An 11,979-nucleotide genomic window follows, 5' to 3' on the forward strand; every position below is an offset into this window, starting at 1 on the left:
GCTCACGACCGTGGGTCGTGAGCGCAAGGAAAAGCAGCCGGCCAGCGGCCGGCCCTACCGGGGCGTTACGTCCGCTCCGCAGGCTGCTTCTGCAGCGACAACAGCGCCAGCAACCCGGCCAGCGCCACATAGGCGCCGGTGAACTGCCAGCTGATGATCTTCGGCAGTCCTTCCAACTGCCACGGCAGGTAGACGCCACCGCGCGGGTCCACCGAGTGGATCAGGCCGAACAGCGTCAGCGCCGCAGCCACCAGCAGAAATCCGGAGGCGCGCAGCAGCTTCCCGTCGATCATCGCCACCACCGCCGCGATCCACAGCATCGAGGTGATGATGAAGCCATTGCCCAGGGTGAAGATCACCGCCAGCTCCGGCAGGCCATGCCCGTCCAGGGTGGAGGTCATCGCCGCCAGCTGTTCCGGTGCGATCCAGCCCGGGGCCTTGATCGCCAGCAGGTACGCCACCGAGGGCAGGAAGCCCAGCACCATCGCGCCGGCGTGCTCGCGCGGCGTGGCCTGGAAGGCCTGGGTGGTGATGTCGATCGCCACGTACACGATGATCGGGGCCAGCACGGCCAGCGGCAGCCACTGCACCAGCCCGGAGATCACGCCCAGCATGCCGCCGATGCCGACGAACAGGCCCGTCAGCAGCGTGTAGCCGCTGCGGGCGCCCATGTGCTTGTAGGCCGGCTGGCCGATGTACGGCGTGGTCTGCGCCACACCGCCGCAGAAGCCGGCCACCAGCGTGGCGATGGCTTCCACCAGCAGGATGTCGCGGGTGCGGTAATCGTCACCGGCCGCGCGCGCACTCTCCGAGACGTTGATGCCGCCCACCACCATCAGCAGGCCGAACGGCAGCAGCAGCGGCAGGTAGGTGATCGCGGTCGGCAGGCCGTCGATGAAGCCCAGCGTCGGCCACGGCAGCACCACCTGCGGCGGCACCCACTCGGGCACCTTGAAGCCCGGTGCGCCCAGCCCGGCAAGCCCGAGGCCGTAATACAGGATCGTGCCGAACACGAACGCGACCAGCACGCCGGGGGCGCGGATCGGCAGCGTGCGCTTGGCGATCAGCACGTACAGCAGCAGGCCCAGCGTGACGAAGCCGACGATCGGCGAGCGCAGCGTTTCCAGCAGCGGCAGAAAGCCCATCAGCACGATCGCGATACCGGCGATGGAGCCGAGCAGCGAGGCACGCGGCAGCGCGCGGGTGACCGCTTCGCCGAAGAACGACAGGATCACCTTCAGCACGCCCATGATCACCAGCGAGGCCATGCCCAGCTGCCAGGTGGCGATGGCGGCATCGTGCGGTGCCAAGCCCTGCCCTTTGAAGGCGAGGAAGGCCGGGCCGAGCACCAGCAGCGCCATGCCGATGCTGGTCGGCGCATCCAGGCCGAGCGGCATCGCGGTGACATCGTCACGGCCGGTGCGCGCCGCCAGGCGCCGGGCCATCCAGGTGTAGAGCACGTTGCCGACCAGCACGCCGAAGGCGGTGCCCGGGAACATGCGGCCGAACACCACATCGGCCGGGAACTGGAAGATGCCGACCAGCGCCATCGCGATGAAGCCGAGGATCGACAGATTGTCGACCACCAGGCCGAAGAAACCGTTGAGATCGCCGGCAACGAACCAGCGGGGGCGTCCGGTGGGGACGGGAGCAGTGGCGGACATGCGCAGGGCGGCCGTGGGGAGGGGGTAGCCGATGGTAGGGCCTCCCCGCCCCCAGTAACAGGCGCATGAATGGAACGCCGGGAAACGTCCGCCGATGGAACGCCATCGGGTAGTGCCGGCCGCTGGCCGGCTCCCTCGGGATGCTCCATGCAATGGCGGGAGCCGGCCAGCGGCCGGCACTACCCGATGGCGTGGGATCAGGGCTTGTTGAGGAAGTTGTTGGCCAGCAGGTCCCGCACATCCCCGACCCGCCCGCTCAGCAGCGCCTTGGCGGCGTACAGGGCAGTACCGGCCACCTGCTTGGCTTCCACCTGCGGCGGCATCACCAGTTCGGTCGGGCTGGTGTGCACGTCCAGCAGCGCCGGGCCGGGATGGGCCAGGATGTCCTGCACGGCCTGCTCCAGGTCTTCCGAGCGGGTCACCGTGCGCCCGTAGAAGCCGATCACCTCGGCCAGCCGGCCGAAATCGGGGTTCTTCAGGTCGGTGTAGTTGTCCAGCAGGCCTTCGACCTTCTGCTCCAGCTCCACGAAGTTCAGCGAGCTGTTGTTGTAGACCACCACCTTGATCGGCAGGTTTTCCTGCACAGCGGTGAGCAGGTCGCCGAGCAGCATCGCCAGGCCACCATCACCGGACAGCGAGATCACCTGCCGGCCCGGGTAGGCCTTCTGCAGGCCCAGCGCCTGCGGCATCGCGTTGGCCATCGTGCCGTGCAGCAGGCTGGTCAGCGTGCGGCGGCGACCATTGACGCGGATATGGCGCAGGATCCAGACCATCGGCGAGCCGCCGTCAGCGGTGAACAAGGCATCGTCGGCGGCATGCCGGTCGATCAGTGCCGTCAGGTGCTGCGGGTGGATCAGCTCACCCTCGCCCGGCTGCTCTTCCTTGGCCCGCGTGGCCAGCGCCTTTTCGCGATGCTCCTGGCATTCGTCCAGGAAGCTGCGGTCCTCGCGCTCGGGCAGCAACGGCAGCAGCGCCTCCAGGGTCGGGCCGATATCGCCCACCACGCCCAGGTTCACCGGGTGACGGCGGCCAAGATGGCTGCCATCGCGATCCACCTGGATCAGCGTGGCCTTGTCCGGGTAGTACTGGCCCCACGCGAAGTCCGCACCGAGCAGCAGCAGCGTGTCGCAGGCCATCAGCGTGTGATACCCGGATTCGATGCCGAAGATGCCGGTCATGCCCATGTTGTACGGGTTGTCGTACTCCACGAAATCCTTCGCGCGCGAGGTATGCGCGATCGGCGCCTTGAGCCGGGCGCCGAGGGCGACCAGCGCATCGTGCGCATGCTCGCAGCCAGCGCCGGCGTAGATGCCGATCCGCTTGCCCTCGCCGATCAGCGCGGCGATGCGCTGCAGTTCGTCGTCCGAGGGGCGCAACACCGGCTGGGTGTAGTGCACCGAGAACGGCACATCGTGCTTGACCTCGGCTTCGCTGATGTCGGCGGGCAGAATCACCACCGCCACCCCGCGGCGGCTGATGGCAGCCTGGCAGGCAAGGGTCACTACGCGGCGCGCCTGCTCGGCGCTCTGTACCTGTTCGCAGAACACACTGCAGCTGCCATACACCGCCTTGAAATCGACTTCCTGCGGGAACTCCATACCCAGTTCGGCGGTGACCACCTGGCTGGCGATCAACACCATCGGTGCGCGGTTGCGGTTGGTCTCGAACACGCCGTTGATGAAATGCAGGCCACCGGGGCCGCACGAACCGGCGCAGGCGGTGAGCTGCCCGCTGATCAACGCCTCGGCACCGGCGGCAAATGCGGCCACTTCCTCATGCCGCATGTGCACCCACTCGATCTCGCTGTGGTGGATGGCATCGGTGACGTAGTTGAGGGTATCGCCGACGATGCCGTAACAGTGACGGACACCAGCGGCCTGCAGGGTTTCAACCACGATCTCGGCAACGCGCTTGCTCATGACATGCTTCCACGACGAGGGGGAAGGGTCAGCCTAGTCCCGGGCAAGTGACACTCATGTAGGTTTACCCGTGGCAGCGCCCGATCACGGCTGCGTGTTCACCCAGCCCAGCACCGCGCCCCGCGTGGGATTGTCATAACGCACCTGCACCCAGCCATCGCGCTCATCAAGCAGTTCCACGCGGTCATCGCGTACCAGATACCGCTGGGTCGTGGCATCACCGGGCTGGCTGTACAGGGGCAGCCGCGCCACCATCACATGACCGGAAATGCGCCGCAGCGGCGACCCGGCACGCGGCGTCTCCAGGCCATCGTCGATGGCGGTCTCCAGCACGTTGCCGTCAGGATCAAAGGTGCTCCAGACCGCCAGCGGACCGCTGTCGGCGGTCTGCTTGATGAACACGTAAGGCTCGAGCACATCGTCGAGCATCAGCAGGCGCTCGGCGCGGTACAGATACAGGCGCGCACCGTCGTAGCGGTACTGGTCCACGTACCACATCGGGCCACCGCGGCAGCTGCTGCTCAGGGTGCGCGTCGTTGCATCCACGGTCAGGCCCATCAGGCCACCGCATTGCGCGCCTTCTGTGGAGATCGGCTCCAATGCGACCAGCTGCTGTCGCGCCGGATCAAAGCGATACACCGCCACCGCTTCGTTGACCATGCCGACCGAGGCACGCGCCACCAGCTCCGGGTGGCCATCGAAATCGACGTCCTCCGCCGACAGGCGCATGTTGCCATCCGCATCGGCCACGCCCGGCAGCACCTGACGCTTGCCCGACGGTGCCAGCACGACAGCGATGCCGCCGCCGTCCTGCAGCGTCGCCTGCGCCTGCACGCCGGCGGCCACCTCCAGCTGAAGCCGGGCTTGGTCGGCATCCTGCGCGTGCGCGCACGTTGCCGCCAGGCCCATCACCACCGCGGCCAGCATCGCATCCCTGTGTTTCATCATCGCTCCGTGCAGCGCCACCGCGGCGCCCTGGCTCAGAACGATACTTCAACCGCCTGCTGTGCCCACAGCACGGACTGGTGCCCGGTGGCCTGCTTCCACGCCAGCCGGATCGCTTCGATATCGGCGCGGCGCTGCGGGGTGTTCTCGTGCAGGACCACCAGCACCTTGGTGCGCAGGCGATTCGGCTCGGGCGCACCGCGGAACAGCCACTGGCCGTAAGCGTCGAACACGGTCAGGCCGTCCGGGAAGCGCGGCGTGACGTCCTTGTCGAGGAAGGCGCGCCACTGCGCGTCACTGATGCCCTCGGTCTGCGGGCGGTCGGCCACGCCGGTTTCTTCGCCCACGCCGAAGTACAGCTCGCTGCGGACCCAGCCGGCGGCGGCATCCGGGCGCGCGGCGTCGCCCTGCAGGGTGGCCGTGGCGGTGGCGGGCGGGGTCGGCTTGGCGGCCGGGGCGGCAGTGGCACAGCCGCTGGTGGCCAGGACCAGGGCAAACAGAATGGCGCGGAACGACATGGACAACTCTCCGGAAACACAGGGACAGGCAGGGGAAGGAGCGTGCCGGACATCCGGGTCCGGCGCAGATCGCCAACGGCTATCTGCTGATAACCACCCCGATGGGACTTGCATCACACAGGGACATCACGCGAAGATAATATATCGCTTCATCCGGATGGATTGGTAGTGCCGGCCATGGGTCGCAACGCCAGCCCCCCCCCCCTCCCCCGTTCCTCCCCCTCGTCGTTCTGCTGGAGTCCGCATGTCCCGTCCGTCCGCGTCGCGCCTTGGCCTTGCCATCGCGCTCGTCCTCTCCTCCCCCCTGCTGGCCCAGGACGTACTTGCGCAGGACGCGCCGAACACCGCCAAAACGCTGGACACCGTGATCGTCACCGGCACCCGCGCCGTGGACCGGACCGTGCTGGAATCCACCTCGCCGGTGGACGTGCTCACCGCCGAGGACATCCGCAAGGCCGGTGTGGTCAATGGCGAACTGGGCAGCGCGCTGCAGGCGCTGCTGCCCTCGTTCAACTTCCCGCGCCAGTCCAACTCGGGCGGTGCCGACCACATCCGCGCCGCCCAGCTGCGCGGGCTCTCGCCCGACCAGGTGCTGGTGCTGGTCAACGGCAAGCGCCGCCACAGCAGCGCGCTGGTCAACACCGACAGCAAGATCGGCAAGGGCACCACCCCGGTCGACTTCAACGCGATCCCGGTCAGCGCGATCAAGCGCATCGAGGTGCTGCGCGATGGCGCCGGCGCGCTGTATGGCTCGGATGCGGTGGCCGGCGTGATCAACGTGATCCTGGATGACGCTCCGGAAGGTGGCGCGTTCGAAGCCAGCTTCGGCGCCAACCACACCGATCTCAAGCCGATCGACCGCACCCTCACCGATGGCCAGACCAGCTACGCCAGCGCCAAGGTCGGCACCGCGCTGGGTGACAACGGCGGCTTCCTGCGGGTCGGCCTGGAGCTGAAGAACCACGAAGGCACCAACCGCGCCGGCTTCGACCAGATTCCGCCGTGGGACCAGAGCGACACCAACCTTGCCCTGCAGGGCAAGCGCAACTACGTGCTCGGCGATGGCAAGACCAAGGATCTGAACGCCTGGTACAACGCGCAGCTGCCGTTCGGTGAGACCTCCACCTTCTACAGCTTCGCCACCTTCAACCAGCGCGACAGCGAAGGCGCGAACTACTTCCGCTACCCGGACAGCGACGCCAACTGGGCGCAGATCTACCCCAACGGCTACCGCCCGATCTCCGAAGGCGAGAACCGCGACGTGCAGGCCGTGGCCGGCGCGAAGGGCCAGTGGGGCGAGTGGAACTACGACGCGAGCCTGGATTACGGCGTCAACACGTTTACCTACCGCCTGCGCAACTCGCTCAACGCCTCGCTGGGCCCGACCAGCCCGACCCGCTTCAAGACCGGTGATTACCGCAACGAGCTGACGGTGGCGAACTTCGACCTCGGCCGCGTGTTCTCGCAGGGCGACAGCATCACCCACAGCCTGGGCCTGGGCCTGGAAGCGCGCCGCGACCATTACCAAACCCGCCCCGGTGACCCGAGCAGCTATGCTGCCGGCCCGTTCACGGATCGCCCGACCGGCTCGCAGGCCGGTGGCGGCCTGACCCCGCAGGATGCGACCTCGCTGTCGCGCGATGTCGCCAGCGCCTACGCCAGCCTCTCCAGCCAGTTCGGCGAGCATTTCTCCAGCGATCTGGCGGCGCGCTACGAGCACAGCGATGACTTCGGCGGTGAGCTCACCGGCAAGCTCGGTCTGCGCTATGAATTCACCCCGGCCTTCGCGCTGCGCGGTGCGATCTCCAACAACTTCCGTGCCCCGTCGCTGGCGCAGATCGGCTACGAATCCACCTCCACCGGTTACAACGCCGCCGGCCAGCTGGTGCAGGGCCGCGTGCTGTCGGTCAACAATCCGATCGCGCGTGGCCTGGGTGCCACCGATCTGAAGCCGGAGAAGTCGCTCAACACCAGCCTGGGCTTCACCAGCCGCATCGGCGACCACTTCGATGTCTCGCTGGACTTCTTCCAGATCGACATCGATGACCGCATCGCGCTGTCAGAGAGCATCACCGGTGATGCGTTGACCGACTACGTGCAGCAGCAGTTCGGCGTGGCCGGCCTGCAGAGCGCCAGCTTCTTCGTCAACGCCGCCGATACCCGCACCCGCGGTGCGGAACTGGTGAGCAACTGGCGGCAGTCGCTGGGTGGCGGCGAACTGGTGCTGACTGGCACCTATGCCTATACCAAGACCACGCTGAAGAACGTGCTCGCCACGGCGCCGGGCCTGCTCGCGCTGGATCCGGATTACGTGCTGTTCGGCGTGGAAGAAACCAATACGCTGACCGATGCCACCCCGCGCACCCGCGCTGCCCTGGCCGCCAGCTGGGCCGACGATCATTGGTCGTTGACCAGCCGTCTGAGCCGCTATGGCAGCGTGACCCGTGTGTTCAACTTCGGCGATGGCTACATCCCGCGCCAGACCTACGGCGCCGAGTGGCAGCTGGATGCCGAAGTGGAGTACAAGATCACCCCGCAGTGGAGCGTGGCGGTGGGTGGGCAGAACCTGACCGACAATTACTCGGATCTGTCCAACGACGACATCTACTACTTCGGTAACCTGCCGTACGACGTGCTGTCACCGATCGGCAGCAATGGCGCGTATTACTACGGGCGCGTGCGGTATACGTTCTGATGGGGCAGCCGACCAACGGTCGGCTCTACCGGAGGGGTGCAGCCGACCAACGGTCGGCTCTACCGGAGGGGTGCAGCCGACCGACGGTCGGCTCTACCGGTGGTGAATGGGGAGGACGCGTGCGTGATGCCATGACCTGGCGATCACATCCACGCTGGCATGTTGGTCAACATGGCCAACGACTTCCCCCAACGTCCGCCGCCGCCGCTGCTGGACGATGCCTGTGCGCTGTTCCTGGACGTGGATGGCACCCTTATCGAATTCGCGGACGACCCCGAGTCGGTCGCGCTGCTGCCCGATGTGCGTGAAGCGATCGGGCGCATCAGCGACCGGCTGGATGGCGCGGTCGCGCTGATCAGCGGGCGCCCCTTGGCGCAACTGGACAAACTTTTCGCCCCCTTGAGCCTGCCCGCGGCCGGCCTGCACGGCCACGAGCTGCGCAACCATGAGCAGCGCGCGCAGAGCAGCGATCCTTCTGCCGATACCAGCGAGTGGCTGCATGCCCTGCACCAGCAGGCGATGCGTTTCGCGCATGGCTATCCCGGCGTACTGGTGGAGGACAAAGGCCGCAGCCTGGCCCTGCACTGGCGCGGTGCCCCGCACGCCGCCAACGACGTGCGCGCCTTCGCCGAACGGCATATCCGTGGCCATGGCGGCTACCGGCTGCAGCCCGGTGACCATGTCATCGAGTTTCTGCCCGAAGGCAGCGACAAGGGCCGTGCGATGCGGCAGCTGATGCTGCAGCCGCCGTTCCGCGATCGCATGCCGGTGTTCGTCGGCGATGACCTCACCGATGAATTCGGCTTCGGCGCGGCCAACGACCTGCATGGCTGGAGCGTGCTGGTCGGTGCGCGCGAGCCCAGCGATGCGGTGTTCGCGCTGCCGACGATACGCAGCGTGCACGCCTGGCTTCGCGAGAATGCCTACTGATGCCTTGACCCCAAGGCCCCCTGACGCCGCGCGCAGGTCTCCCCCACCGGTGTGCCGCCGCGGCATGACACGAGACTTCCTGCATCATGAGCGAACCCGATCTGAATCTGGGCGTGGTCGGCAATGGCAGCTTCGGCGCGCTGATCGACAAGCACGCGCGCGTCGTCTGGAGCTGCCTGCCGACCTTCGACGGCGACCCGACCTTCTGCGCCCTGCTCGGCCCCAATCAACAGGACGGCGGTGACTTCGGCATCGAGCTGGAGGACATGGTCGACAGCGAACAGAGCTACCTGACCAACACCGCCATCCTGCGCACCGTGCTGCGCGACAAGCACGGTGGTGCGTTGGAAATCATCGATTTCGCGCCGCGCTGGCGTCAGAACGACCGCTTCTACCGACCGGTCAGCCTGATCCGCCAGGTGCGGCCGCTGTCCGGCAACCCGCGCATCATCGTGCGCGCGCGTCCACTGGCCGACTGGGGCGCCCGCGTCCCGGATGCCACGTGGGGCAGCAACCACATCCGCTGGGTGCTTCCCGACCACGTGCTGCGCCTGACCACCGATGTGCCGCTGCGTTTCGTCCGCGATGGCCTGCCGTTCGTGCTGAACCACCCGGTGCATCTGGTGCTCGGGGTGGACGAATCGCTCAACCGTTCGCTCAGTGGCTACGTGCAGGAATCCTTCCAGCGCACGCGTGACTATTGGCGCGAATGGGTGCGCTATCTGTCGATCCCGCTGGAGTGGCAGGACGCGGTGATCCGCAGCGCGATCACGCTGAAGCTGTGCCAGTACGAGGACAGCGGCGCCATCATCGCCGCGATGACCACCTCCATTCCGGAAGCACCCGGCAGCATCCGCAACTGGGATTACCGCTACTGCTGGCTGCGCGATGCCGCCTTCGTGGTGCGTACGCTCAACCGTCTCGGTGCGACCCGCACGATGGAGCAGTTCCTGGGCTACATCTTCAACCTGGCCACGGCCGATGGCAGCCTGCAACCGCTGTATGGCATCAGCTTCGAGGCCAAGCTGGAGGAAACCGAAGTCGCGTCGCTCTCCGGCTATCGCGGCATGGGCCCGGTGCGGCGCGGCAACCTGGCCTGGGTGCAGCGCCAGCACGATGTCTACGGCAGCGTGGTGCTCGCCTCCACCCAGCTGTTCTTCGATCGCCGCCTGCAGGACCCGGGCGATGCGCACACCTTCGCGCGGCTGGAGCCGCTCGGCGAGCAGGCCTTCACCCTGCACGATGTGCCCGATGCCGGCCTGTGGGAATTCCGCGGCCGCACCGAAGTGCACACCTACACCAGTGCGATGTGCTGGGCTGCGTGTGACCGCCTGTGCAAGATCGCCGTGCGCTTGAAACTGGATGACCGCGCCACCTATTGGCGCGAGCGCGCCGACATCATCCATGCGCGCATCATGCGCGACTCATGGAGCGAAGCACTCGGCCACTTCACCGATACCTTCGGCGGCCATCGCCTGGATGCCTCGTTGCTGCTGCTGGCCGATATCGGCTTCATCGACGCCACCGATGCGCGCTTCGTCGCCACGGTCGAGGCGATCGGCCGCGATCTCAAGCACGGCAACGCGCTGTATCGCTACGTCGCGCCGGATGATTTCGGCGAGCCGGAAACCAGCTTCACCATCTGCACGTTCTGGTACATCGATGCGCTCGCCGCGATCGGTCGTCTGGACGAAGCACGCGAGATGTTCGAGATGCTGCTGGAACGCCGCAATCACCTGGGCCTGCTGTCCGAGGATCTTGCGTTCGACAGCGGCGAGGCCTGGGGCAATTTCCCGCAGACCTATTCGCACGTGGGCCTGATCACCGCCGCCATGCGCCTGTCGCGCAGCTGGCAGGAGGCATCATGAGCCGCCTGGTCGTCGTGTCCAACCGGGTCGCCGTTCCCGGTGAATCCCGCGCCGGCGGCCTGGCAGTCGGCCTGCTGGCCGCGCTCAAGGAGCGTGGCGGCCTGTGGTTCGGCTGGAGCGGGAAATCCACCCGCGACAACAGCGGCACGCTGCACGAGCAGGTGGACGGTGACATCCGCTACGTCACCATGGACCTCAACAAGCGCGACGTGGATGGCTACTACAACGGCTTCGCCAACCGCACGCTGTGGCCGCTGCTGCACTTCCGGCTGGACCTGGTCGACTACGATCGCGCCACGCGCGAAACGTATCGCCGGGTCAACGCGCTGTTCGCCGAGAAGCTCGCGCCGCTGCTGCGCGAGGACGACATCGTCTGGATCCATGACTATCACTTGATCCCGCTGGCCTCGCTGCTGCGCGAGCGCGGCATTGGCTGCCGGATCGGCTTCTTCCTGCACGTGCCGATGCCCTCGGCCGATCTGCTGCAGGCGCTGCCGGATCACCTGCGGTTGTTCTCCAGCCTGTACGCCTACGATCTGGTCGGCTTCCAGACCCAGCGCGATGCGGACCGCTTCCAGTCCTACGTGCGCCTGTTCGGTGGTGGCCGCGTGCTGCCTGACGGTGAGCTGGAAGCACCCGGCGGCCGGCGTTTCCGCGCTGCGGCCTTCCCGATCGGTATCGATACCGAATTCATCGCCCGCCAGGCCAAAGCGGGGGCGAACAAACCCGCCGTCAAGGACCTGCGCGGCAGCCTGCGCAATCGTCAGCTGGCGATCGGCGTGGACCGGCTGGACTACTCCAAGGGCCTGCCCGAACGCTTCCAGGGGTTCGAGCGGTATCTGGAGCGTCATCCGGACCAGCACGGCTCGTTGACCTACCTGCAGATCGCCCCGGTCTCGCGCGGGGATGTTACCGAGTACCGCCAGCTGCGCAGCCAGCTGGAACAGATCGCCGGGCACATCAACGGCGGGCATGCCGCGCCGGACTGGACCCCGCTGCGCTACGTCAACCAGAACTTCACCCATGCCACGCTGACCGGCTTCTACCGGGCAGCCGCGGTGGGCCTGGTGACGCCGCTGCGCGACGGCATGAACCTGGTCGCCAAGGAGTACGTCGCCTCGCAGGACCCCGAGAACCCGGGCGTGCTGGTGCTGTCACTGCTGGCCGGTGCCGCCGATGAATTGAAGCAGGCGCTGCTGGTCAATCCGCATGACCTGGATGGCGTCGCCGATGCGATCGCCACGGCGGCGACGATGCCGCTGAAAAAGCGCGTGGAGCGCTGGCAGGCGATGATGGAGCACCTGCGCACCTACGACATCAACCATTGGCGGCGGACGTATCTGCAGGCGCTGGAAGGGTGATGCCGGCCAGCGGCCGGCACGACGGGTGATGGCGCGAACGTTTGCGGTAGTGCCGGCCGCTGGCCGGCAACGCGCCCGC

Annotated in this window: 8 protein-coding genes; 4 read left to right on the forward strand and 4 right to left on the reverse strand. The window is 67.2% G+C overall.

From position 1 onward, the window contains the following. Positions 1-65: 65 nt before the first annotated feature. The 4 genes from ABE571_RS11340 to ABE571_RS11355 all read right to left on the reverse strand — a co-directional run bounded on the left by ABE571_RS11340 (position 66) and on the right by ABE571_RS11355 (position 5,046). Positions 66-1,664 carry a hypothetical protein gene (locus ABE571_RS11340; RefSeq protein WP_346493732.1) on the reverse strand — a complete coding sequence of 533 codons (1,599 nt, stop codon included), beginning with the start codon at positions 1,662-1,664 and terminating at the stop codon, positions 66-68. 197 nt (positions 1,665-1,861) lie between these two features. Beyond that, positions 1,862-3,583, reverse strand: a complete 1,722-nt coding sequence (locus tag ABE571_RS11345; RefSeq protein WP_346493733.1) for a thiamine pyrophosphate-dependent enzyme — start codon at positions 3,581-3,583, stop codon at positions 1,862-1,864. Positions 3,584-3,667: 84 nt separating this feature from the next. Then, positions 3,668-4,528 carry an SH3 domain-containing protein gene (locus ABE571_RS11350; RefSeq protein ID WP_346493734.1) on the reverse strand — a complete coding sequence of 287 codons (861 nt, stop codon included), beginning with the start codon at positions 4,526-4,528 and terminating at the stop codon, positions 3,668-3,670. Between the two features lie 35 nt (positions 4,529-4,563). Beyond that, positions 4,564-5,046: a DUF3574 domain-containing protein gene (locus ABE571_RS11355; RefSeq protein WP_313212528.1), complete on the reverse strand. Its 483-nt coding sequence runs from the start codon at positions 5,044-5,046 to the stop codon at positions 4,564-4,566. A gap of 244 nt (positions 5,047-5,290) precedes the next feature. Here ABE571_RS11355 and ABE571_RS11360 point away from each other — a divergent pair, with 244 nt between their 5' ends. From ABE571_RS11360 to otsA, 4 genes are all read left to right on the forward strand, one after another. Then, positions 5,291-7,741, forward strand: a complete 2,451-nt coding sequence (locus tag ABE571_RS11360; RefSeq protein ID WP_346493735.1) for a TonB-dependent receptor — start codon at positions 5,291-5,293, stop codon at positions 7,739-7,741. Positions 7,742-7,912: 171 nt separating this feature from the next. Beyond that, positions 7,913-8,671, forward strand: a complete 759-nt coding sequence (gene otsB, locus ABE571_RS11365) for a trehalose-phosphatase (protein ID WP_088433909.1) — start codon at positions 7,913-7,915, stop codon at positions 8,669-8,671. A gap of 86 nt (positions 8,672-8,757) precedes the next feature. Further along, complete coding sequence (locus ABE571_RS11370; RefSeq protein WP_313213013.1) at positions 8,758-10,539, forward strand: glycoside hydrolase family 15 protein; 1,782 nt, start codon at positions 8,758-8,760, stop codon at positions 10,537-10,539. Next, positions 10,536-11,900, forward strand: coding sequence for an alpha,alpha-trehalose-phosphate synthase (UDP-forming) (otsA, locus tag ABE571_RS11375; protein WP_313213011.1), 1,365 nt, complete (start codon positions 10,536-10,538; stop codon positions 11,898-11,900). Before ABE571_RS11370 ends, otsA begins: the two co-directional genes overlap by 4 nt. The last annotated feature ends 79 nt before the right edge of the window (positions 11,901-11,979 follow it).

The sequence above is a fragment of the Stenotrophomonas sp. TWI273 genome, from assembly GCF_039674765.1.
In the GTDB taxonomy this organism is placed as follows: Bacteria; Pseudomonadota; Gammaproteobacteria; order Xanthomonadales; family Xanthomonadaceae; genus Stenotrophomonas.